Consider the following 21,707-nt stretch of genomic DNA (forward strand, 5'->3'; position numbering starts at 1 on the left):
CCAGTTATTATCAATATAATGATCACTAAACCTATCCTTGCAAGCAAAGCTTTAAACCAGCTGTTGATTTGCGTCTGTTTGTTATTTGCTGGCTACAGTATACAAGCACAAACTTATGTGAGCTCATTAAGCAGCACCGGTACTACCGGTGAGTATTACAATAACAACAGTATCTCATTGTTGGATGGCTTTTCGTCGACCCCTGCGGCGGGTCAAAGCTTTCATGCGTATATTACAGCCCCGGATTGCGTGCCCATAGTATCAAATCAAACTAATGGCCTCAATTATATATTGGTTTCTATTCCCCGGGTAGGGGGCATTACAGATGCATCGCAGCTTGTAAACCGCAATACATGCGAAGTAAAGCAGGTAATACAATATTCCGACGGGCTGGGCAGGGCTTTACAATATGTGGGAATACAAAGTTCAGTATCGGATAAAGATATTGTACAACCAATCCTTTACGATCAGTTTGGCCGGGATTCCATTAATTTTCTGGCCTATGGCAGCACGGTAAATGGCGGGAGCTATCATTCTTCGGCACTTACCGAGCAAGCAAGTTTTTATAATCCGTCGTCGCCGGGTGCTCCTAATATTGCAACCACTTTGTTTCCGTTCTCCCGGTCAGGTTTCGAGCCGTCGCCATTAAGCCGTATAGCAGAACAAGGTGCTATTGGCGATGCCTGGCAGCTAACTAATACAATAGGAGCCAGCAGCCCGGGCCATACCACCAGGATAACTTATGGCACCAATAACAATACCAGCTGGGCAACAGATACCTCGCACAGCTACCAGGCAGCATTATTTACAGCTACTACTAATGCCGACCAAAGCAGAACAATTGGCAGACAAAACAACACCGCAACGTACGCCCCAAGCACATTAACCGTAACCGTTCAAACTGACGAAAATTGGAAGAGCGGCAGGGGGGGAAGTGTTGAAACCTACACCGATAAAATAGGTCGCGTGGTGCTAACGCGAAAGTACATTTACAACGGAGGTTTAAAAATATTGTCGACCTATTATGTTTATGACGATTTTGGAAACCTTGCATTTGTACTCCCTCCGGCCGCCAGTCCAGATACCGGCCTGCCGTCGCAAAATATACTTGATAACTTATGCTATCAATATCAATATGATGAATGGCATCGTTTGGTAAGGAAGAAAATTCCGGGGAAAGACTGGGAATACTTTGTTTACAATAAATTAAACCAATTGGTATTAAGCCAGGATGGTAATCAAAGACTTGGTAACCAATGGTTTGTTTTTAAATACGACGCATTGGGCCGCCAGATTGTGTCCGGAATTTGGAATGCAGGTTCGGTAATGGCACTAAGTACTTTGCAAGCTAACATATATGCTGCCCCGCAATGGGATACTAAAGATAATACCAACAATGTAACCCAGTATCCTACAGGCTACGTTATTAATAGTTATCCGGCATTAACCTATACTTTAGGCATCAGTTATTTTGATAACTACAATATACCCAATTTGCCGGCTGCTTATAATAATGTAGCAGCAGGCAGTAAAATGACATCGGGTTTACTTACTGCAACGAAAGCTGCAATTCTGGATAATAACGGGAATCCAACAAAGCTTTTGCTCGCTGTAAATTATTACGATGATAAAGGGCAATTAACCAAAGCTTATCAGCAACATTACCTGGGTGCCGGCACAACAAATTATGCCAATTACGATAGTTACGCTATAAACTATGATTTCACAGGCCAGGCTACGGATTTAACCCGCAGCCACTATAACACCACAAATACTTTACCGGTTGTTACTATTGCCAATAACTTCACATATGATCATACCGGAAATTTAAAACAGGTATATGAACAGATAAACGGAGGGAAAAATGTATTACTTGCCCAGGGTGATTATAATGAAGCAGGCCAGTTAATAACCAAACATTTACATAGCGAAACAGGTGGCGCACCGTTTTTGCAGGATGTTAACTATACTTATAACGAACGTGGCTGGCTGAGAAGCTTAAACAGCAGCAGCAATCTGCTAAATATAGATTTAAGATACAACGCCCCCGACGCTGGTATAACAAAGCAATATAATGGATCTGTAGCTCAAATGTTGTATACCGCGCCGCATGGGGGCAGCAAGGCTTTCAGTTACAGTTACGATCAGTTAAACAGAGTGCTCGGTGCTTCATCTACTGGCGGACTGCTTAATGAAACGATAAGCTATGACCTTAACGGTAATATCAGCAGTTTAACCCGCGGAGGCGGAAGTGCGGCCCAGTTAAGTTATACCTATCAAAATAATGGCTTAAGCAATCAGCTGGCATCTGTAAAAAATAATAATACCGCTTACAGAAGTTATAGTTATGATCCAAATGGTAATGCCACATCTGATGGCGGCAGTAAACAAATAGCATACAATTTATTAAACCTTCCCAAAGAGGTTGATCAGGGTAGCGTTCCTCTTGCAACATATACATATGATGCAACCGGGGTTAAATTACGTAATACAAGCAGCGACGGAAGTACCTGGGATTATGTTGATGGCATTGTTTACTACAACAATAATATTGCTTTTATTGAAACAAGTGAGGGCCGCGCGGTGCCCAACGGTGGAGCTTATAGCTATCAGTATAATTTAACAGATCATTTAGGTAACGTACGGAGCAGCTTTGATAAAGATCCATCCACTCAGCAAGTAAGGCAGATACAGGAAGATGATTACTACACCTTCGGCTTAAGGAAACTTCCCGGTGTATATGATTTCTCTAACGGCAACCGCAACCTTTATAATGGTAAAGAGTTACAAAATGACTTAACAAACCAGGATGATTTCGGCTGGCGTTTTTATGATCCGGTAATTGGGAGGTGGAATGCCGCCGACCAGTTAGCGGAAAATGACGCTGCCGTTTCTCCTTACAACTATGTGAGTAATAATCCGGTTAACCGGATAGATCCCGATGGGCTGTGGGACTGGTATTTACCCGATGGAGAAACAGATAAAACAAAGGCAGTTTGGTTTCCGGGAAGTGGGGCGCATGCAGGCTATACTAATATAGGACCATCGGGCTGGGGAATATATGAGGCAACCGGACAAGTGGAATGGTTTAACACCGATGGAACAAAATCATTATCGCGTTATAACCTGGCAGAGGTAAAGGTAGTTGATGTCAAACCTGGTCCATCGCTCGCAGAACAGGCTTTAGATATCGGCACTAATTTTATTCCCATCGTAGGCTCATCTAAGGATATTTACCAGGGCATCCGCGATGGTAATTGGCTGCAGGCGGGATTGGGAGTAGGCGGTTTAATTCTTGATGTGGCCACGCTTGGAAGTTCTTCGCTGATTGAGGGAGGAATAAAAACGGGTGTTAAAGAGTTGGCTGAGGTTGGGACTAAGGAGCTGGTTGAAACAGAGGCAAAAAATGCCCTTACTAATGACCAATTAGTTAAAAGAGCAGCTGAGTTTGCGGATGAGTTTGTAACCAAAGCGAAAAACCCAGGAGCATTGGGAACGGCAAAACATGAGGCTGCAACAAAATTGTTAGAAAGGTATCAAAATATTTATGGCGATAGAGGGTTAACATTCAAAGAGTATTTTAATAATGAGCAAAGTCTCGGCATTGGCAATAAAGGTTTTTTGGACGTGGTTGACCACGCGAGTCAAAAAATTTACGATTTTAAATTTGGAGCTGCTAAATTAGGGGGAGCTCAGCAAGCGAAATATGCTCGTAATTTTGCCGGATATATTATAAAACAAATTAAACCATGAGTGATAAAAAGACTGTAATAACTAACTGGGGAAATGCGTTTCCTGATCTGGTACAAATGGGGGGAAATAAATTGTTCAAGATTGTAGGGCCTGTCATTATAGGAATAGAATTAATAAAACTTCCCCGATCTGAAGACTACAGGCCTTACTTCGTATGTTATTCATTGTTTGGAAATGACCTTGATGAATGCTTATCCGCACCCACCATGTTGCTTGAATTCAAAAACGAAGCGGAAAGATCATTTGCAGTGCCTTATATCAAACATCACGAATTGTTTCCAAAGATTTGCGAACGGGTTAAAGAACAGTTACCATTGCCGTTTAATCGTGATGTATTCCTCAACGAGTTTTTAAATATGCTGGACCTATATGCTCAGACTCCACCTTTAAGCGCAGCTCCCCTGTCATTTTTACAGGCTAAGTTAAAGGAGTTCGGTGTTGAGGTGGCCCTATATACAGGGGACATAGAAAAAGTATATACATTGATTGAAAATATTGAACGCCAAAACTGGGACCGAAGCCATTTTAAATTGTGCGGTGCCGATGTTGAACAATGGGTTAAACAAGTAGGTGGTTTATTAAGCCAACGTGAATACACAGCACAAAAAGTAGCTGAAAATAAGAATAATAAAAAACTTGAAAAGTTAAAGAAATCGGAGTTATTGTATCAACCGAGCTAATCATAGTTTACGGCAATCATGATACCAGCGCTAATTCTCGCAACTTCCGAAAGCGTTTGTCGGGGCGGCACTCGTCCGGCTCTCCAGTCTTGTGGCCCGCTGATAGGTATACGCCAAGCTAAGTGATAAATATATAACTCCCGGAGGTAAACTTCATCCGGGAGTTTGTATTTTTTAACAGCCTGGAAAATATTGATAAACACCGTGTGTTACCTCGAAACTTCAAAAATCGGTTCTGAAAGGCAATGAATAATATTTCTTTAAACCACGAATCGATAAGATTGGCTACTGGCTCAACTTATGTTATCATTGATGGGCTCTATGTGGGCGATATTAAGAATTCTATTAAGACTTCGGAAAAAAGCGGATCTATTGAAGAAATTCAAGAAGTGGTATTTTCGTATAATGCGATGGCTTTAGGTGAATTTGTTGCCGATGTAGCAATTTTTGACGTAAGTAGAATAAAAAAAGTTACATATGATAAGTCTCTTCTGGCTAAAAAGAATGTTGTGAGTACCGATACCGGACTATTGTTATTTATAAACAAACTTGCATTCTGGGATTTTATAGAAAGGTTTGATTATGACGCTTTAGTTGATTCGAATGTAAGCTTGATAAATGAACTTTTTTGGCAATCGCTGATTAAGGGGTACGAGATTACCGATTTTGCATTGATAATTCCGGCAATATCAGAATCAGGAATATCCTTGGGCGGTAGTGGAATATACGAAATCAGTTAATAGAAATGGGAGTGGTTAAGGGCGGGGTGTTTAACTTCGTGCAGCTACCCCAGTTGTTCGTAGTCTACCGCTGTTCGAATGTCTCTGACTTCGAACGGCTATGCTTGTAGTTTGTAACTACCGTATTTTAGCCAAATATATGCAACACCCGGATGTTCGTTTAATCCGGGTGTTTTTGTATACCCGCAACGCTCATCAACGATTGCAGTGAAAAGCCCACAGCGCGGGCAGGCCGGGGCGGCAAAGGCAACGCGAAGACTTGTAACGGAAGGCCTTAACGCCTAGCGCCGTTGCCGCGGGTTTGTAACTCACAGTATAATAATTGGGTTAACATGTAAATCATGATTTTTTATAATATATTGATAATCAAAATTTTATAAAAATATTTTTTGAATTATGTTAAGTTATGTTAACCCAATTCTTTGTTGCGGGCATGCTTCGTAGCTGGTATTCAGCATACTTCCGCTGCCGCCTACAGTTGCGGTTTCTACTGAAATGTATTGCCCATCTGGAACATCGGCAGGTACATGGCAATCATAATCACCCCCACCAGGAAGCCCACTACGATGATAAAAAGGGGCTCCATAATACTGCTTAGGGAGGCTGTCTGGTATTCTACTTCCTCGCCGTACTGTTCGGCTATTTTGGAAAAAAAGTAGTCCAGTTTGTTTGACTCTTCGCCAATCCTTACCAGTTGTATCATTTTGGAGGGATAGATCTTGAACTGCTGCAAACTCTGGTGCAGCGATTTGCCGTTCAGGATATCGTCTTCTACCTTTTGGAGTGATGATTCAATAGGGTACCAGCCCACCATCTGCCTGCTCAAAGCTATAGCTCTTAACAACGGCACGTGCGAACCTGTAAGCAACCTCATGGAATTGCAGAAGCGGCCCAGGTATATCTTTTTCACCAGGTTGCCTGCCACCGGAACCCTCAATACAAAACCGGAAGATATTTTGCGGTAAGGTATGGTTTTGCGCACCCGGAAGAGGAAAACAACGATAGCGGTAATTAATAGAAAAGCGGGCAGAAAATAGGTTTCCATTCCCTTAGATATCGTAATCACAAGCTCGGTGATCCAGGGCAGCTGCCCGCCGAAACGTTTAAGTACATCGGCAAACATGGGCACCACCACCTTTAGCATAAAATACACCGCGCCAAATGACGACAGCAGTACCATGCATGGATAGGAAAGTGTGGAAACTATCTTGCGCCTTTGCTTTATCCTGCCCTGGTAATATTTGGCCAGATCCTGCAGCACCATGGCCAGTTGGCCGGTTTCTTCGCCAATCTGTATGCTATATACCTCGTATAGGGAAAACTTCCCCGATTTTTCAAGGGCTTTGGAAAGGGCTATGCCGTTATTCACTACACTATCCTGTATGGCTGCAAATAGTTTTTTGTCGCTTTCCTTTTCCTGTTCGGCGGTTACCAGTTCCAGGCTGGTTTTTAAATTGATGCCAGCTAATAGGAGCGAACTTAGCTCCAGGTATAGGTATTCTTTCTTTTTATCGTTAAGTTCCTTGCTTCCAAAACTGATGTCCCGGTTTAAAAATCCAATAATGCCACCATCACGTTCCTGTTTGACAGGCTTGGGTGTTTTCTTTTTTTCGTATTGGCTCAGGTCAATTGCCGGCATGTGTATCTTGTTCAAAAAGGTTAGCAGAACTGTACAATTTATAATAATGAAAAGTCACCTTATCATTGTGTAGTAACAAATCAAGTTCGAGTTCGTCAACCCTGTTATTCAAAGCATCGGGCCCGGTTTCAACGGCGTGTTGCTCAAAAAGCATATTGGTACGGGTTGTTTTAAACTTAAAGGTGTCTGTTATGCCATTGGTACGCACAATATAATCACTATTAAGCACGTATCGTATGTTGTCTTTATTGTTCTTAAAAAACAAACCGGAATCAGTTTTTTCAATCAGGTCGGCGCGCCGGAAATCGCGGCTGAGCAAGAGATCGAGCTGTGCCAAATCTGCAGATTCCTCGTTTTTGAATACAAACGTGTGGTACGAGTTGCCAACAACCGCAAATGCCACATAAACAATAGCGATCAGTATCCCCGACACCAGCAGTGCAATGGTTACTTCCATAATAGTGAAGGCCTTTAGTTTATGGTTTAACATTGTCGTTATTGATCATAATTTCCGAAACCTTTGCTATCTCCTGTTGGTTTTCATCATAGGCGGTCAAATAAAACTCGCTAAGGCCTGTTCCGCTCTCAAATGGTTTAACCACAGGTATAACCCTAAAGCCATCCTGGCTAAAAGCCTCCTGTGGCAATTGCCGCGATTGTTCTGCTTTAAGCAGGACATTCCTGAGTACAGCCGTGGCCCGTATTTTTTTTGTGGATATTGCTTGTTGTGTCACATTGGCAAATATCATCATGGCCATACCAAAAACCACAACAATAATTACCAGGGCCACCACTACCTCTACAATGGTAGCCGCCTTCAGCATCCCGTTTTTATTTATTTTACCTCCAGCCATTGCAGAATTTTTTTTTCGGACGAGGCAACAGGAATAAGGTCGCTGGTGAGGTAATAGGCTGATAAAGCGGGTGCATCTATTTTTAGGTTTATCAGGTAGTTTTCATACCGGCTAAACGTGGTTTGGTACATAAAACGCGTGGTAAAAACACTCCCTTTAACCGCGACGCTGTCTTTGGTTGAGAGAATATGTTGCGCATATATCTGTCCGTTCACCCGGGCTCCTTTGCCCAAACTGATGGTTGCAGGCAGGGCAGAAGCTTCTTTTTCGTAAGTAAATATAACCCCACTGATCTGGGCGTTTTGCCCGATGACGATTTGTGGAGGAAAACCAATGGTCGGCGACTTGTAACGTAACAGGCCCAGGCATGAAGGATACTCCAGCAGGCAGTTTTTGTCAATACTGATAGAATCTGAAGCGAAGAGCTGGCAACTCCCGTGGAAACCGCTTTTAATAACGATGGCCTTTGCAAAAACCAGCACATTATTCAATGTCGCGGTACTATCTATAGTAAGCAGCGTATCTGCATACAGGATAATATTGCCCGACAGTTTGGTATTTTTTAAAGTATTTGGGCCATTGCCCAGGTTAACGATATTAACAGGGCTTCGAAATGAATTTGCAAGCGTATCTACATGCCAGTTCTTATTGACGGTTCCCCCCGGATTATTAAACTGCTTTGCTAAACCGTTTAGGCGAATATCATTTAACGGGGGCAGGCTACGCTGGCTGTCGTGAATGTTACCCACAACCAGTCTTTTGTCGCCCTCATAGGCTTTATTATCCACATATGCTGCCTTTACGCCGGCCTTTGGCAGGTATGCGTTACCGCGAATAGCAGTCTTTCCGCTTACCGAAACTGACCGGTCTTCGTCTATCAGGTAGATAGCGGCCCATTTGGATGAATCAATCGCAAAAGCAGTCGAAAATACTTTAATTAGCGTGTCTTTCTGTTTGAATGCTTCTACAACGCCGATGTCATAAATACCCCAGGGAGTATTTTTGATCCGCACAGAATCATCAACATTGTTGAACAAATTCAATGTTTTCCCTTGTAAGTAGGCTGGATCATTTGTCCGTAGCAGGATATGAATGCCTGACGAAAGATTATCCTGTAAACGGTCGAACCGCGATTTTACAAGGTATTGCCCCCTGAAAAAATATGCTGCAAGCACAAGGGTAGAGCATATTAAGGCAATTACCAGGCTGATAATAATAACGATATAAAGTGCCGAGCCTTTAAGCATGACCCTTACCCGGCTTGGGCTTCTTTTTAAAAATATTGATCTTGTCAAAAAGCGAACGCGGCTTTCCATTCAAAGCCTTGCCATTGTTGTAATAAATTACTCTCGAAGAATCACGGCTTTCGTGAAATATCACAGGGCCATCCAATTCGTTTTTGTGGTATTCGCCGCTTTCCTTTAAACTGCCATCAGGGTTAAAAAAGCTAAAGCTACCCGAACGTATCCCACTGCGCCAGTTGACTACCTGTATCAGTATACCACGCTCATCCCAATCCCTCCAGGTTCCGTCCTTTAGTCCTTTTTTAAAGGTGCCCAGGGTTCGGGTGTTATGGTTCAGGTATGTTTCGGTATAGGCGCCGTTCAGCAGCCGGCCACTGAATCCGCCCTGAAGGGTATGCACCTTGTTTGTGGCATACCAGTAATAAGTAAGGGTGCTTTGCACATCCGGATTTGAATTAACAGGTATAATTTCTGCCAGTATTGTTCGGTCGGTATCTGTTATCCTTACGCTGTGCAAACCATAATCGGGCATTTTTTGCCCGAATGAGCAGCAGTAAAAGAAGGTAAAAAGTGCTGTATAAATGAATTTCATTAAATTGCAGGTTGGATATGAATATATTTTGTTTTGCCTCCGCTCTTAACCAGTACAGAATCTTTCATATTCCGAATCAGTTTAAATTGCCCTATCGTTTCTCCCTCGCTCATCATAGCTTCCTGGCCGTTTACTTTCATAAAGGCAATCAGTTTTTTAGACCCTGGGTTTTTGATATATCCTGAATATCGTATAACATCCCAGTTGAAAGACGGGGGGACATTGGCTCGTGCAATTCCGGTGTTCTGGTGAACCCTTAGCAGCGGCTTTGCGGTGTCTTTCCGGGTAGCAATCCCAAACGGATCACGGTAATTCAGTAGTAGGCGAGCGGTATCTTTTGCCACAGCATAATCATTAAAAACCTCTTTAGGTGGTGGCGGTGGCACATAACTGTCATCATGACCGCCGCTGTATGCAATAACTATCCGGTAAATGATGATTCCCCATACCAGCAATACAACAACAATCAGTACGTATGTTAATGCTTTATTTTTTTTGACCATGACCTATTGGCTTAAAACAGTACAAAATTTCTAAGCGCACTGGCTTTCCCTTCCTTACCCGAGGCATTTAGCGCACTTACTTTCCAATATATCTTCTCGCCTGTAACACCAAGTGTAAAGCTATAACCTGTAGAATTGACCGTCATTGGGAAATTGTTACTATACAGCGTGGTCGAATCGCTTTTAAATACATATAATTTATATCCTGATACACCTGTAACCGAATTCCAGCTCAGTTGCACCGGTAAACTAACGCTACTTCCATTAGCCGGCGACACAAGGCTAACCTGGGGGGGCAGCGGCAATTGATAGGTTACATAATTAATAGCCGACCATTTAGATTGCTCTGTTTCATTTTCGGCCCTAACCCGCCAACCGTATACCTGATCCTTTGGAAAGGTAAAATTAACCTGGAGCCCGGGTACAACCTGGTTATAAACCAATACGTTATCATTTGCAAAGTTATTTGTATCAATCTGTACCTGGTATTTAGTAGCGCCAAATAGGCTGTTCCATTTAAAAAGGGCTGCATTTGTATTTGTTACAACGTTGTTGGCGGGTGATGAAAGAGTGACAGTTTGATTGGTTAGTGAAGACTCTTCGACAACGAAGCGCCTGGCCGGCGAATAAGCTGTTTGGGAGCTACCATTTTCGGCTCTTACCCGCCATTGATAGTTTCCGGGTTCCAGTGTCGAGGTAAATTTATTGCCCTTAACAAGTGTATCCAGTATCAGGCTGCCAACGGAATCAAAACCGGGTGTAACAACCTGCAAACGGTAACTTAGTGCATCCTCCACCTCATCCCACCAGAAGTTTACCGTGTATTTAGTGCTTAGGTACTGGTCTGCAGGTGCTTGAAGTATCACCTGTCTTTTGGCAATGGATGGTTCTATAAACTCTTTACAAGACGATAGCAGCGTGTTTAAAGCCAGATAAACAGGTAAGATATAAAATAAGTGTTTAAGTTTCATTCCCGACTAATTTAGGAATAAGTCTTTATTATTGAAAATAATATCTTTCACATAGAATTTTTCAAATTAAAGTTTTGTGATTTGAAAGTTGATAACGTTTAAATTCAATAACCAAAAACCTTTCGAGTGAATGGATAACAAAATAAGTACCTTCGGTGTTAACTTTCTTCGAAGGTTGCGAGATTTCAATTTCGCCGCTATCGCGTAATCAGGCGATATTTATTTTCGTTTTTTTATATCGTGAAGGCCTTCTGATATCCTAATAGAATTTTTTGAGTAATTTCAACACCCTGCAAATGTTGGATCAATGTTAGCCTCAAATTTTCAGCCAATAAAAAAGCGATTAGTGTCTTTCACCTAATCGCCTCATTTTCAAGTACTCAGAGCGGGAATCGAACCCGCACTCCGTTTACGGGAACAGGATTTTAAGTCATGTGACTTGCGGTTTCATTCGAGCCAAAAAGTGCCTATACGGCTCAAAAACGAAGTTTTTATATCAGATAAAACCGCTTAATGTTGAAAAAAAACGCAATATGTTCGACCAATGTTAGACCAATAATCCGTATATTTAGCATAGCAAACAACAAATATATGGCTTCGATAAAAGTAATGCTTCGCGCCCGGGAAAATGCAAACGGCGAATACCCAATTGTAATCCGTGTAGTTAAAGATCGTAAAAATACCCTGCTGTCAGTCGGGCATTCAGTCAAAAAAACGGATTGGGATGAAAAGAACGCAAAGGTCAAAAAATCACATTCCAATTCTACTTGGCTGAATAACCTTATTGCCAAGCGCGTAGCCGAAGCAAATGACAAGCTGATACAGCTTGAAGTAAATAACACCGATACTTCGGCGCGTGTTATTGGCAAAGCTGTGAAAGCGGCAAAGGATAACACGTTTTTCAAACAGGCCGATTTATACATTGCCCGCCTTGAAAAATCAGGAAACTTTAACCGCACCTCTGCCGAAAAGCCACGGATCAAACGAGTAAAAGAGTTTTTGAATAACCGGGATATTCATTTCCCTGAAATCGATGCTACATTTCTAAAAGACTTTAAAGCGTGGTTAAAAGGCACCCGAACGATAACGGAGCGCACGGCTGTAAATCACTTGGTGGTTATTCGTTCAATTTATAATCAGGCTATCGCCGATAAACTGGTTGACCCTAAATATTATCCGTTTGGCAAAGGCGGCATTGTTATCAAGTTTCCGGATAGCAAAAAGAGCGGCCTAATGCCTGCGGACATTGTGGCACTGGAAAATGTTGAACTAACAGGCGTTGCCAACCATGCACGTAATTTGTGGCTGTTTGCCTTTTACTGTGGCGGGATGCGCGCATCTGACGTTTTGCGCCTGAAATGGTCCGATTTTGAAGATGGCCGCCTTTATTATACAATGGGCAAAAATGAAAAAGGCGGTTCCTTAAAAATATCGGCAAAGATTGAGGCTATTTTAGCACAATACAGGCGGGAAAATCCTAAGCACAATCTAGTATTCCCTGACCTGGAAAAACTGGTCGATCTGAAAGACAAGGCAGCTGTACAGGAATATATCAAGGTTCGTATCAAGGCGAACAATAAGCACATGTTAAAAGCAACCGAAAAAGCCAATGTAAACAAACAAGCTACATCGCATAAATCCCGCCATAGCTTCGCACAAATGGCGAAAGGTGTTATCAGCGCCTCGGCATTACAAGAGATATTCCGGCATTCCGACCTTAAAACAACCGAGGGTTATATGGGTAATAATTTTGTGAATGAAGAAATTGATAGCGCAATGGATGATGTAATGGCACGACTTTGTTAAACTGGAAATAATACAAAATCTGTAATCTCTACGCATTTAATTTTCATCGCCACGACGACGTTTATATATCTTTTCAAATCCTAAAACGTAATACGATGAATACGCTAAAACAGCATAACAAATTACACCAACACACCCTCTCAAAAATGAATTTTCAAAAATAGACAATCCTAAAATAAACAGAAATGTACTAATTACTAATCCGATGAATTTATTTATCAGCATGAACTAATTTATAACTAAAGCAAAAACAATATACAAAACAATTGATACGATATTCCCAGTCCAAATTATGAAGCGTTTGCTTTTTTGTGATATTCTAACATCCTTGATGTCATCAAATATTAGCATTTGAGTGTAAAACACCATAGCTAAAAAAGCTAAATAACCCAAATATTCCACTATATCAGAATACCAAGGGAGAAGTTTCACAATGCTAAATCTTGTACCTGCATTTATTAAGGCAATTATTACTCTTGGAAAAGAAACCAAAGTTAGTTCAATTCCAAAAAAGAAATCCTCTAAGAGCCATAACTCACCCTTTACATTTTTCTTTGCGACAATTGTAATAGCAATAATAGTAACACCTACGATTAAGTCATTTACCATTTATAAGCAGATTATTCCTTAAATTCATAAGGTGTAGGGATTGGCCATTTTGCCAAAACAGACCAAGCACTGATAAGGTATTCATTTTGTGATATTTGAGTGAAAAATATTTTTGCGTAATTTGAATAACAGATTATCTTCTTATTAGGAAATATGGCCCTTACCTTCTCTTGATTATTGAAAGCCATAGATTGAACTTTTTCAACAATCTCATAACCTAAAAAATTTTGTATAGGTAACACCAACAAGTTTAAATCATTTCTATTGGCCCGCTCTAAAACGGTATTCATCTTTTTAACAGATTTTGACAATTCTCGAAGAGATGTCCATTCATGATTAATATCATCCAATTCATCTGAAGAAAAAGAATTAAGCACTGTTTTATATTGAATTTTGAAACAGAAAGTTTTGTTTTCGGCAGAAAACGAGTCTGAACAATCTTCAAGCTCTATCATTTTTATTGAATAATGTTCTCTGATGTATTTTAAAAGATCACCACTCCAATGATATTCAGCACTACGGCTTTCTTCACTCCAATATTCAAATGCTTTATTGTAATTTTTACTGGATAAAGCAGTGAAATATTGAGTTATAAGATGAACTAATTTTGTTTTTATTTTTTGGTTATCAAATTTCTCATTGTCGATATTCGGGATGACACTGATAACATTGTCGTCTTGGTTTTCTGATAAGGATAGTTTTCTGTTAGGCTCTGCAACCACATTTGTAGGTGGAGTATTTAGAATTGCATTAGAAAGCATTTCGCTTTCGTTCATCAATTGCTCTTCAAATACCCTGTATAACAATCTTGCCTTTTTTTCATCAATATAGGACTCTCTTAATCTGGTTCCCTCTGGTAAAGTGATTCCTATATAATTTAAAATGGTCTCTAAAAATTCTTCCTTTATTGGAATGTTTCCGCTTGGATAGGCGGCGATTTTTCTAATAAAATGATTTCTTGCAGTTCCGGTATAGTCATCTTTAAATAACCTGTCAAAAAAATTTGTTCCTTTATTACCTACCTTAATTATTTCCCATACACGCCTAACGTTGTTGTTTACCGACGCCTTTTGCTCCGGTGTTATTTCATCGTCCCATACTCTTTGCTCGAATCTTCTAAGCATTTCTTCGTGGAGAAATGGATCTATTCGTATCATATCGTTAAAATCAGAATTTTCAGGAGAAGATATCTAATTTTTTAGAAAAAATAGTTTTTACTAAAAAGATCGATATAGTTTAAAACTCCTCAATTTGTATCACAATTAAGGTTGAGGTTTATTTTTATCATCTAATGACGATTCAATATGAGACATCAAATACAGCATCACGGATTTATTTTCAGACCAATATTTCTTAATATTATTACGCACCATGTGCGGCGTTTGCGGAATACCGGCAACCTTTTCAGGATACAAAATATCTGCAATCTTAATTGCAGCCGTTTCAAGTGCCGCCAAATAGCCTTTGGTCCATTCCTCTCCGTGTTCTTTAATGAGACGCTTGGCGTTGGCTTTATTCAGATGTTCTTTTTCTTCACCATCGTATCCGCCGTAGTAATTGAAATCATCAAAAAAATTAGTCACTCGGCCACCTGCTACCTGTTAATTCAATATCGTCTTTAAAGGGATATATACATAATACATAATTAGTGCTTTGTCAACATCTAAATATTAAGATAGTGATCACACCGAAACACTTAAACATCAGGTAGCGAATTAGCCGAAAACGCTGTAAAAGAGTAAGCAATATCAGAAACCTTAATACCATGAGCACAAACAAAGTGATCAAAGATGGTGGCTATAAGGAAACGAACGATCCCTACAAATTTAAAAATGGGGATAGCACCGTTACCGTACGTCCGGGACAAGGGATAATCGTTGATAACGGCGGCCGCCATAACAAATACGGCAGCAACACCAGCGATAGCTTCCTATCCGACAGGATCAAAAAAGGTTAGCTACCTAAGGCAAGGGGGGCATAAGATGTTTCCCCTTGCTAAATGTTAATTAAAATTCGTTGTAATATTTGATTGCGAAGAATTAGTCCGTAAATTTGAGAATACATTTCTTGTAATTACGCACTCGTTTTAGCTACCGAATCGTCGAAAATTTCAAAGCAAAAACACACGAGTGATGATTGTGCTGTACGCTATGCGTGGGGTTATATCATTCGTGTGTACGCTTTTCGACGAGCGTGGTAGCTGGTGAGGCCCCACGTAATTTTTAAAAACCTGTCTGATAGGGGCTAAGACATTTAGCTCCTTTTTTATGAAACAAGTTTTTTTACTGCTCCTGCTGCTGATTGGGATGATCGGCAATGGCTTTGCACAGCCAAAGCAAAAACAAACCGAGTATTTGGCGTCCAACGGTATCACCTATCACATAGGCGATACCATCAAAATGGGTCATGGCACCGACCCGCAAGGCAACTTCATGTATGTTCAAAAAGGCGGCTGGGCAAAAGTGGTGTTCTCCGAACCAAGCCAAGGTTCGTCGCAATACAACCTGGACAGAAGCTTTGCAGGTTCCGGCGCGATTATTAAAAAGATTAGAACGGAAAAATACCACAAGCTTGACCGGGTGATTTTTACCGTTGGTTTAGGCTCGATCAGTAATTGCGACATGTATATTGACGATGCAATTGCCAGTTGCGAGATTGCTGATTGCAAGAAAAAAGGTGAAGTCGCCGCCGTTGCACCCGCAACGCTATCGCCAGCCGATGAACTGGCTAAGTACAAAAAGCTGTTAGATCAGGGCGCTATATCCAAAGCGGAATATGATGCCATGAAAAAGAAACTCCTGAATTTATAACAGCCCATCCAAAAACCAGTCCCCCCATTTTAATATCTTAATCATGAAAAATATCCTGTACCTGTTTATTGGCGCAATCGCGCTTTTAATAACAAGCTGCTCCGGCAGTAATGATAAAATTACCGGCTATTGGAGCAATCTTCCTAATGCCCGGCTGCAAAGAGGCAACCGTATCTGGAATGTGAAGATTGACAAAATGGACAATGACCGATTTTCATTTGTTCAATTTCAATTTGAACCAAACGATACTGTTAAACTCATCTATAACAAAGAATATAAAACGATTAGTGGGTTTATTGGCGGTACGACCTGTAACGTTAAATACCTAAAGGACAAAGACCATCTGCTTTTGACTGATCCGCGTAACGTGGGCGATTTATTTCCGATGGAATTTGAGCGCATGAATGCCGACAATGTAGCCGCTTACCTAAAATCTAAAGCCCAATGAAACGCAATCTATTATTTATCAGCATGGCACTTACCGTGTTGATCGGGATAACGGTACTGATTATCTCCTGCAAAAAAGATAAACAAAAATCAGGCTGCACCGTACAGGGCGGTGGTATCAACCAAGAGCCGCAAGCGGTCGTCATGTTTTATCTTATGACGGATTCGCATTGCGGTCCAATCACGTTTAACAAGATCGTTAATCAAAAGACAGGTAGCGACTATTACCCTAATTTCAGTGGCAAGATTGACCGCTTTTATGATGTCGCCCCGGCTTGCGGCACCAACAATGCGGGAACAGTGGTTGTGTCGGTTGAACAGGGTTACAGCTATACATACACTTTATCCTGTACAGGGAAGACCTACACCGGAACTGTGACCGTCAATTGCGGCGAAACCTGTAAAGCCGTTGAACTTAAATAATCCACCTAAAGCCAATGAACATGAAAAAACTTATAATGATAATAGGACTAGCAATCGCCAGCCTGTTATATAGCTGTGGCGGTAAGGGTAATAATCCGGCCCCACCGATAGTCGGGCCAGTGGTTGATCCAAACGCACCAGTTAATAAAGGCAATGAAACGTCCTACAACGGCTATGTAGTAAAAACAATCGGCATCAGCCGTGCGCGGGTGTCTCTTGATGACAATAATAAAATAATCGTAGCCGACCTGTACGGCGGCGGTAACCGCGTTGTACTGACCTCTGGCACGACCAACACCGTTGAAATGGGTGTAACCTCCCTGTATGCCGCAACAAGAGCTTCTTATCCTGAATTAAGAGTGGGGTGCGTCCATGTGCCGATTGATAACGGCAGCGTGATTGATACGGCTGGCAGTGGCACCGTCTTTAAGATCAAAGGATTTGATAAAAGCAAAACGGGCTATAATCAGTTGAATGTGGTGTTTTGTGATGAAGTGTTTGCCAATGAGGTCGGCAATGCCGGGTATTACCAGAATTATACCTATGTGAAGATGAACAAGGCGGCTGGCAAAACCAATGATGATTATGGTGCGGATTTTATCAAAAAACTCTATAGCGGTAAAATCGGTGTCAAACTGGTGGAAATGGCAAAACCATTATCTGAACACCCTTATCTGACAAGGGATGATAATATCGCCTACGGGATATCTACCTATAACATTGGGCAGGATCGTATCCTGGGCATGGATTTTACCGGTAATTATTTTAGGGCTGAATTTATGCCGGATGATAACGGCTATGCCAACCATATCGGCACCAATGTCAAACTGGAATGGGTAAATATTGATAAAGGAACAATCATCAAAGATGCTGATGCAACTTATCACATCAGTTTACCCAATATCAAAAGTGGCGATGTAGATCAGTTTGCTTATCCATCTGATACCGTCAATAAAGCATTTCTACGAATATCAGGACTTGATCCGAAAGTATGCGGTTATAATCAATACAGGCTGTTTTTAACGGCTGATAACTATAATAATGGAACGTTACGGCTGTATTATAACCGTGGCACTATCAAGGCAGAACCGACGATAGAATTTTATAAGCAGCAAACGGCAAAAGCTAATCTCTATAATGGGGTGTTACGCCCACTTTGGAGCAACTAAAAAAAATGAAAAACAACTAAAAATTATAATCATGGCATCGGAAGAATATTTGAACAGGCAGATCAATAAACAAAAATACGGTGGTGGAGCATCTGACTTCGATATAGTCCTTGATCACGAGCAACGGCAAAAGTTGAATGTTTATAAAACGTACTATCCAAACACAACAACAAAAAATATTAATCAATCTGCAAATACTAATGCGAATTACCATTACGTGGAAATTGATACCCGTAGTAAATTAATTGTATATGGCGCCATAGGTGTTTTTGTAGTGTTATTTTTAGCTGTCAGTTGGTTGATTGACTGGATTGGGAGTAGCCCATTTAGTAAACTTGATAGTGGTGAAACTTTTGTTTTTGTATCGGCCATTATCTGTTTTATCGCATGCATTGTACAATACTGTCGAATTATATTTTGGGATCATCTTAATGACAGAAACGAAAATTATCGCAATTCATATTCCTTTATAATGTTCGGTGTGTTTTTGGTTTCAATCGTAATCATTGCACTTTTTATTATTTGGGCAGTTCAAATAAGGCAAGAACACCTCGGATAAATAATTGCGATTATTTTATTCATATGGTTGCAATGAATGAACTTAATCCTATATTCGAAAATCTTGTAAGTGACCAACACTTACATTGTGATAAGGTTTAGGTGAAGCCCCCAAGCAGCGAGTGTTAGGGGGCTTCGATTTTTAACAGATTGTTGAAATTTATATTGCTAATAAATTTAGTAATTGTAAGGAGTTTTCTATTTTGGCTGACTACAAAAATTAGATGGCGGCTGCGACAAAACGAACTTTCAGTGACTACGATAAAGAAGGCCTATTAAAGGAATTAGGGGTTTGGCGCGGAAAATGTATTTTGGTTTGTACTAAAGCGCCAATCGGCAGCAATGTTTATAAGCTTGCAGAAAAACTTATTGGTGACATTGATACCGCTGTTGAGACATTAACGGGGGATAGGAAACACTTTTATACAAAACCCCATTCCACAAAATAAAGCGGATAAGCTGATTTGCAGTTGTGCAAATAGTAATCAATTTATTGGATATATTCGTGTTAATAACATTAAAATTGATATGATGATAACAAAGAAAGATTTATATGAATTTCTCGATTACTGGAACCAAGAAGATAAAGCCGAAGGTGACTCCAAACCTATAAACCCTTATCAGTTCGGCGGCTATTTCCTTAGCCCGAGTTTTCATTTAAAATGGTATCTTAATGAAAACGATTTTCTTGCATTAACAAAAGAATTAGACGTAGAACAGGAAATAATTGATAGCGGTAAACTGATATTTAAATATGGTGATCAGAATGTAGAAATTGAGCAATACAGTTCGTAGTAATATAGGTTATATTAATCCCCGCGACATTGGTAAAAAGGGATTTAATGAAAAGCTTTGAACCTTTTGTTTTGTTTAATCTTGACGTTATCGCTTTCTTTTCTGTTCTTGTTGCCTTGCGCGGATAGCTTGTTGTTGCCGGATAATTTTTTGTAATTCAATTTGCCGTTCGGTCAATTGATCGCTATCGTTTTTTGTTTCTGGCTTGGGCTGTAATTTACCGGGTACAGACTTAACACCCATTAACTCCCGCTGTTCATCATGCCGTTTCATAATAGCTTCGTAATGCTCGCCACCTTCCATTGACCAAGTATTTAGATAACTGTTCATTTGGTTATCCATTCGCTTGCGGATATCTTCTGGCAAGTTATCTTCTGAGCCAAAAGCCCCAATAATTTCTTCCTGTTCTTTTCGTAGATCAGCCCAAGCCTTATCGCGGATTGTTTTGAATTGTTCTATTTCGCGCTGTTGCTGCTCGTATAATTCCGGCAATGTCATGGAAAAATTCTTTTATCTGCTCTAAGATAGGAATTTGCCCGCTAAAGTGGCGGGTGCGTTTCCTTTCACGGTTGCGCTGCCGCTGGCGTTCCTGTTCGGCGATAATTTTTTGCCGTTCAAGTTCCTGTTGGGTAGATTTTTCATCAATTCCGCTTTGCTTATTATCAAGGAACTGTTCTGCAATCTCCTGCTTGCGCTGCTGGTCGGTTTTTTCCGGCGGCGGTGGCGGCTCGGTTTTATCCTTGCCACTATCCTTGAAGTCATCAAAGATGTCATCGTTTTTGCGCTTGTCTTTGTCGGGCTTTCTTTCTTTCGTTGCATCGTCGCGGCTTTCGGCAAAGCTGGCTGCAAGATCTTGCACCACTGGTTTAAGTTCGGCTTTCTCCTGTTCACGTTTACCGGATGATGTGCCTTGTTCTTGGCGCATCAGGTCGATGGCTTCTTTATCGGTAACAAGCATCTCATGGCGAAGTCTGGCCCGTACCTCTTTGGTACGAACGCCATCAATCTGCCGCACAAGGTCAAACGCCCGGCCATTTTCATCAACAATCATAAACGGCCTGTTGCCTGTGCCTGCCGCAACCATATATCCTGCTTTACGCGCGGATTTGATAAATTCCGGCCCTGTGGTGGTATCATTCCAAAGTTGCGTAACGGCTTCTTTCAGTTCTTTACGTTGTGGATTGCGGTAATTAGTGCGCTTATGCCCTAAAGCTTCTTCTATCTTGGGGCGGGCTTTATCCACTTTCAGGATAAAGTGCTTGGCTGGGATTACCTTGCCTGTTTCAAAATTATAACGTTCCCATACGACATGGGCATGGGTGCGGCCTTTCTTTGTATGCAGGACAATAACACGGCGCTGATTTTCAAATCCTGTATCGGCAGCTAAAATATCAGCCGCCTTGTACCAGTCTTCACGGGTCATGGTTTGATCTTCCCCGTAAGCGGGGTTGATCTGCACATTAAAAAAAGCCTTGTTAGTTTTGGTCAACTCACTATTGAGTTGCATCTCCATAATAACTTGCTGCAAAAACAGTTTGTCTGCATCTTCCCGGCCATCGACTTCCAGAATTTCGATTGCGTCATTATCTTTCAACGTGACCAGGTATTGCGCAAGCTGCGCCCCGTCACTGCGGATATTGGCCCGTAAAATCATACGGCCAAAGCCTCCATGATAAGGGCGCGCAATTCATCGGTATGCTCCAGCACATGATTGAATTGTTTTTTATCAATACCCGTCCAGCCGTCGCGGTCATGTTCGTCATGGTCTTGGCGGCGGTTCAGTTCACGGGCAATCTGGTTCAGATTGCTGCCTTGCTTGCCTAACTCCGATAAAATTTTGAGCAAGATTTCACGATCAAGGGTCGGCACGCTCCGTGCCGGCTTGGCACCGATTGCCAAGCCACGCAAAAAATCACTCGGCGTTTTTCCGGCGCTTTTGGCAAGTTGCCAAATAAGGGATTTTTCTGATGACGATACGCGCAAGCGTATGACAAGCTTGCGCTTGTCGTCATCCGTTTTTACAGGTCGTGGCATGTTACCTAAAATTATTCGTGTTTAAATTTTCCCTCAATTTTCCCGAGGGGGGTCAAGCGGGGGAGTGAAACGTCCCCCCT

The 21,707-nt window shown here is 41.3% G+C and carries 25 protein-coding genes; 12 read left to right on the forward strand and 13 right to left on the reverse strand.

What is annotated here, in order from left to right; all coding sequences use genetic code 11:
• Positions 1-18: 18 nt before the first annotated feature.
• From FSB76_RS26450 to FSB76_RS26460, 3 genes are all read left to right on the forward strand, one after another.
• Positions 19-3,753 carry a DUF6443 domain-containing protein gene (locus FSB76_RS26450; protein ID WP_158642992.1) on the forward strand — a complete coding sequence of 1,245 codons (3,735 nt, stop codon included), beginning with the start codon at positions 19-21 and terminating at the stop codon, positions 3,751-3,753.
• The gene (locus FSB76_RS26455; RefSeq protein ID WP_147058799.1) at positions 3,750-4,433 is read left to right on the forward strand and encodes a hypothetical protein; all 684 of its coding nucleotides are present in this window, start codon (positions 3,750-3,752) and stop codon (positions 4,431-4,433) included. The genes FSB76_RS26450 and FSB76_RS26455 overlap by 4 nt, the downstream gene beginning before the upstream one ends.
• Before the next feature lie 245 nt (positions 4,434-4,678).
• Complete coding sequence (locus FSB76_RS26460; RefSeq protein ID WP_147058801.1) at positions 4,679-5,173, forward strand: hypothetical protein; 495 nt, start codon at positions 4,679-4,681, stop codon at positions 5,171-5,173.
• Positions 5,174-5,660: 487 nt separating this feature from the next.
• Here FSB76_RS26460 and FSB76_RS26465 read toward each other — a convergent pair whose 3' ends face one another.
• Genes FSB76_RS26465 through FSB76_RS26495 form a run of 7 tightly spaced genes read right to left on the reverse strand, consistent with a single transcriptional unit; the run spans position 5,661 to position 10,976 of the window.
• The gene (locus tag FSB76_RS26465; RefSeq protein ID WP_225976321.1) at positions 5,661-6,827 is read right to left on the reverse strand and encodes a type II secretion system F family protein; all 1,167 of its coding nucleotides are present in this window, start codon (positions 6,825-6,827) and stop codon (positions 5,661-5,663) included.
• Positions 6,799-7,302: a prepilin-type N-terminal cleavage/methylation domain-containing protein gene (locus tag FSB76_RS26470; RefSeq protein ID WP_147058803.1), complete on the reverse strand. Its 504-nt coding sequence runs from the start codon at positions 7,300-7,302 to the stop codon at positions 6,799-6,801. Before FSB76_RS26470 ends, FSB76_RS26465 begins: the two co-directional genes overlap by 29 nt.
• Positions 7,289-7,666 carry a hypothetical protein gene (locus tag FSB76_RS26475; protein WP_147058805.1) on the reverse strand — a complete coding sequence of 126 codons (378 nt, stop codon included), beginning with the start codon at positions 7,664-7,666 and terminating at the stop codon, positions 7,289-7,291. Before FSB76_RS26475 ends, FSB76_RS26470 begins: the two co-directional genes overlap by 14 nt.
• Positions 7,648-8,913, reverse strand: coding sequence for a hypothetical protein (locus FSB76_RS26480; RefSeq protein ID WP_147058807.1), 1,266 nt, complete (start codon positions 8,911-8,913; stop codon positions 7,648-7,650). The genes FSB76_RS26475 and FSB76_RS26480 overlap by 19 nt, the downstream gene beginning before the upstream one ends.
• Positions 8,906-9,502 (reverse strand): toxin-antitoxin system YwqK family antitoxin, encoded by a 597-nt coding sequence (locus tag FSB76_RS26485; protein ID WP_147058809.1) that lies wholly within the window; start codon positions 9,500-9,502, stop codon positions 8,906-8,908. The genes FSB76_RS26480 and FSB76_RS26485 overlap by 8 nt, the downstream gene beginning before the upstream one ends.
• Positions 9,502-10,005, reverse strand: coding sequence for a hypothetical protein (locus FSB76_RS26490; protein WP_147058810.1), 504 nt, complete (start codon positions 10,003-10,005; stop codon positions 9,502-9,504). The genes FSB76_RS26485 and FSB76_RS26490 overlap by 1 nt, the downstream gene beginning before the upstream one ends.
• Positions 10,006-10,016: 11 nt before the next feature.
• On the reverse strand, positions 10,017-10,976 hold the full coding sequence (locus tag FSB76_RS26495; protein WP_147058812.1) for a fibronectin type III domain-containing protein: 960 nt from the start codon (positions 10,974-10,976) through the stop codon (positions 10,017-10,019).
• Positions 10,977-11,567: 591 nt separating this feature from the next.
• On the opposite strand from FSB76_RS26495, the gene FSB76_RS26505 reads away from it, so the two are divergent.
• Positions 11,568-12,782 (forward strand): site-specific integrase, encoded by a 1,215-nt coding sequence (locus FSB76_RS26505; RefSeq protein ID WP_147058814.1) that lies wholly within the window; start codon positions 11,568-11,570, stop codon positions 12,780-12,782.
• Positions 12,783-13,010: 228 nt separating this feature from the next.
• On the opposite strand, the gene FSB76_RS26510 is transcribed toward FSB76_RS26505, so the two are convergent.
• From FSB76_RS26510 to FSB76_RS26520, 3 genes are all read right to left on the reverse strand, one after another.
• Positions 13,011-13,391 carry a hypothetical protein gene (locus FSB76_RS26510; protein WP_147058815.1) on the reverse strand — a complete coding sequence of 127 codons (381 nt, stop codon included), beginning with the start codon at positions 13,389-13,391 and terminating at the stop codon, positions 13,011-13,013.
• A gap of 11 nt (positions 13,392-13,402) precedes the next feature.
• Entirely contained in the window at positions 13,403-14,548 is a 1,146-nt protein-coding gene (locus tag FSB76_RS26515) for a hypothetical protein (RefSeq protein ID WP_147058817.1), read from the reverse strand.
• A 105-nt stretch (positions 14,549-14,653) separates the two neighbouring features.
• Complete coding sequence (locus FSB76_RS26520) at positions 14,654-14,974, reverse strand: hypothetical protein (protein WP_147058819.1); 321 nt, start codon at positions 14,972-14,974, stop codon at positions 14,654-14,656.
• A gap of 182 nt (positions 14,975-15,156) precedes the next feature.
• Here FSB76_RS26520 and FSB76_RS26525 point away from each other — a divergent pair, with 182 nt between their 5' ends.
• The 8 genes from FSB76_RS26525 (at position 15,157) to FSB76_RS26560 (ending at position 19,593) form a co-directional block, all read left to right on the forward strand.
• The gene (locus FSB76_RS26525; protein WP_147058821.1) at positions 15,157-15,348 is read left to right on the forward strand and encodes a hypothetical protein; all 192 of its coding nucleotides are present in this window, start codon (positions 15,157-15,159) and stop codon (positions 15,346-15,348) included.
• A gap of 310 nt (positions 15,349-15,658) precedes the next feature.
• Positions 15,659-16,201 carry an SHOCT domain-containing protein gene (locus FSB76_RS32565; RefSeq protein ID WP_147058823.1) on the forward strand — a complete coding sequence of 181 codons (543 nt, stop codon included), beginning with the start codon at positions 15,659-15,661 and terminating at the stop codon, positions 16,199-16,201.
• 43 nt (positions 16,202-16,244) lie between these two features.
• A complete protein-coding gene (locus tag FSB76_RS26535) occupies positions 16,245-16,649 on the forward strand; it encodes a hypothetical protein (RefSeq protein ID WP_147058825.1) in 405 nt (134 codons plus the stop codon).
• Positions 16,646-17,071, forward strand: coding sequence for a hypothetical protein (locus tag FSB76_RS26540; protein ID WP_147058827.1), 426 nt, complete (start codon positions 16,646-16,648; stop codon positions 17,069-17,071). The genes FSB76_RS26535 and FSB76_RS26540 overlap by 4 nt, the downstream gene beginning before the upstream one ends.
• A gap of 20 nt (positions 17,072-17,091) precedes the next feature.
• Positions 17,092-18,240: a hypothetical protein gene (locus FSB76_RS26545; protein WP_147058829.1), complete on the forward strand. Its 1,149-nt coding sequence runs from the start codon at positions 17,092-17,094 to the stop codon at positions 18,238-18,240.
• A 31-nt stretch (positions 18,241-18,271) separates the two neighbouring features.
• Entirely contained in the window at positions 18,272-18,799 is a 528-nt protein-coding gene (locus tag FSB76_RS26550) for a hypothetical protein (protein ID WP_147058831.1), read from the forward strand.
• 223 nt (positions 18,800-19,022) lie between these two features.
• Positions 19,023-19,247, forward strand: a complete 225-nt coding sequence (locus FSB76_RS26555; protein WP_147058833.1) for a hypothetical protein — start codon at positions 19,023-19,025, stop codon at positions 19,245-19,247.
• Positions 19,248-19,326: 79 nt separating this feature from the next.
• Complete coding sequence (locus tag FSB76_RS26560) at positions 19,327-19,593, forward strand: hypothetical protein (RefSeq protein WP_147058835.1); 267 nt, start codon at positions 19,327-19,329, stop codon at positions 19,591-19,593.
• Positions 19,594-19,680: 87 nt separating this feature from the next.
• Here FSB76_RS26560 and FSB76_RS26565 read toward each other — a convergent pair whose 3' ends face one another.
• The 3 genes from FSB76_RS26565 to FSB76_RS26575 are packed head-to-tail and all read right to left on the reverse strand — an operon-like array spanning position 19,681 to position 21,627.
• Positions 19,681-20,091 carry a hypothetical protein gene (locus FSB76_RS26565; RefSeq protein ID WP_147058837.1) on the reverse strand — a complete coding sequence of 137 codons (411 nt, stop codon included), beginning with the start codon at positions 20,089-20,091 and terminating at the stop codon, positions 19,681-19,683.
• On the reverse strand, positions 20,024-21,247 hold the full coding sequence (locus tag FSB76_RS26570; protein WP_147058839.1) for a relaxase/mobilization nuclease domain-containing protein: 1,224 nt from the start codon (positions 21,245-21,247) through the stop codon (positions 20,024-20,026). Before FSB76_RS26570 ends, FSB76_RS26565 begins: the two co-directional genes overlap by 68 nt.
• Positions 21,244-21,627, reverse strand: coding sequence for a plasmid mobilization protein (locus FSB76_RS26575; RefSeq protein WP_147058841.1), 384 nt, complete (start codon positions 21,625-21,627; stop codon positions 21,244-21,246). The genes FSB76_RS26570 and FSB76_RS26575 overlap by 4 nt, the downstream gene beginning before the upstream one ends.
• Positions 21,628-21,707 lie beyond the last annotated feature (80 nt).

The organism is Mucilaginibacter ginsenosidivorax (genome assembly GCF_007971525.1).
Taxonomy (GTDB): domain Bacteria; phylum Bacteroidota; class Bacteroidia; order Sphingobacteriales; family Sphingobacteriaceae; genus Mucilaginibacter; species Mucilaginibacter ginsenosidivorax.

What these genes read in the sequence shown, in the direction of transcription:
- FSB76_RS26450 (WP_158642992.1), top strand. Translation starts at nt 19, where the DNA reads ATGATCACTAAACCTATCCTTGCAAGCAAAGCTTTAAACCAGCTGTTG.
- FSB76_RS26455 (WP_147058799.1), top strand. Translation starts at nt 3,750, where the DNA reads ATGAGTGATAAAAAGACTGTAATAACTAACTGGGGAAATGCGTTTCCT.
- FSB76_RS26460 (WP_147058801.1), top strand. Translation starts at nt 4,679, where the DNA reads ATGAATAATATTTCTTTAAACCACGAATCGATAAGATTGGCTACTGGC.
- FSB76_RS26470 (WP_147058803.1), bottom strand. Translation starts at nt 7,302, where the DNA reads ATGTTAAACCATAAACTAAAGGCCTTCACTATTATGGAAGTAACCATT.
- FSB76_RS26475 (WP_147058805.1), bottom strand. Translation starts at nt 7,666, where the DNA reads ATGGCTGGAGGTAAAATAAATAAAAACGGGATGCTGAAGGCGGCTACC.
- FSB76_RS26480 (WP_147058807.1), bottom strand. Translation starts at nt 8,913, where the DNA reads ATGCTTAAAGGCTCGGCACTTTATATCGTTATTATTATCAGCCTGGTA.
- FSB76_RS26485 (WP_147058809.1), bottom strand. Translation starts at nt 9,502, where the DNA reads ATGAAATTCATTTATACAGCACTTTTTACCTTCTTTTACTGCTGCTCA.
- FSB76_RS26490 (WP_147058810.1), bottom strand. Translation starts at nt 10,005, where the DNA reads ATGGTCAAAAAAAATAAAGCATTAACATACGTACTGATTGTTGTTGTA.
- FSB76_RS26495 (WP_147058812.1), bottom strand. Translation starts at nt 10,976, where the DNA reads ATGAAACTTAAACACTTATTTTATATCTTACCTGTTTATCTGGCTTTA.
- FSB76_RS26505 (WP_147058814.1), top strand. Translation starts at nt 11,568, where the DNA reads ATGGCTTCGATAAAAGTAATGCTTCGCGCCCGGGAAAATGCAAACGGC.
- FSB76_RS26510 (WP_147058815.1), bottom strand. Translation starts at nt 13,391, where the DNA reads ATGGTAAATGACTTAATCGTAGGTGTTACTATTATTGCTATTACAATT.
- FSB76_RS26515 (WP_147058817.1), bottom strand. Translation starts at nt 14,548, where the DNA reads ATGATACGAATAGATCCATTTCTCCACGAAGAAATGCTTAGAAGATTC.
- FSB76_RS26525 (WP_147058821.1), top strand. Translation starts at nt 15,157, where the DNA reads ATGAGCACAAACAAAGTGATCAAAGATGGTGGCTATAAGGAAACGAAC.
- FSB76_RS32565 (WP_147058823.1), top strand. Translation starts at nt 15,659, where the DNA reads ATGAAACAAGTTTTTTTACTGCTCCTGCTGCTGATTGGGATGATCGGC.
- FSB76_RS26535 (WP_147058825.1), top strand. Translation starts at nt 16,245, where the DNA reads ATGAAAAATATCCTGTACCTGTTTATTGGCGCAATCGCGCTTTTAATA.
- FSB76_RS26540 (WP_147058827.1), top strand. Translation starts at nt 16,646, where the DNA reads ATGAAACGCAATCTATTATTTATCAGCATGGCACTTACCGTGTTGATC.
- FSB76_RS26545 (WP_147058829.1), top strand. Translation starts at nt 17,092, where the DNA reads ATGAAAAAACTTATAATGATAATAGGACTAGCAATCGCCAGCCTGTTA.
- FSB76_RS26550 (WP_147058831.1), top strand. Translation starts at nt 18,272, where the DNA reads ATGGCATCGGAAGAATATTTGAACAGGCAGATCAATAAACAAAAATAC.
- FSB76_RS26555 (WP_147058833.1), top strand. Translation starts at nt 19,023, where the DNA reads ATGGCGGCTGCGACAAAACGAACTTTCAGTGACTACGATAAAGAAGGC.
- FSB76_RS26560 (WP_147058835.1), top strand. Translation starts at nt 19,327, where the DNA reads ATGATGATAACAAAGAAAGATTTATATGAATTTCTCGATTACTGGAAC.
- FSB76_RS26565 (WP_147058837.1), bottom strand. Translation starts at nt 20,091, where the DNA reads ATGACATTGCCGGAATTATACGAGCAGCAACAGCGCGAAATAGAACAA.
- FSB76_RS26570 (WP_147058839.1), bottom strand. Translation starts at nt 21,247, where the DNA reads ATGATTTTACGGGCCAATATCCGCAGTGACGGGGCGCAGCTTGCGCAA.
- FSB76_RS26575 (WP_147058841.1), bottom strand. Translation starts at nt 21,627, where the DNA reads ATGCCACGACCTGTAAAAACGGATGACGACAAGCGCAAGCTTGTCATA.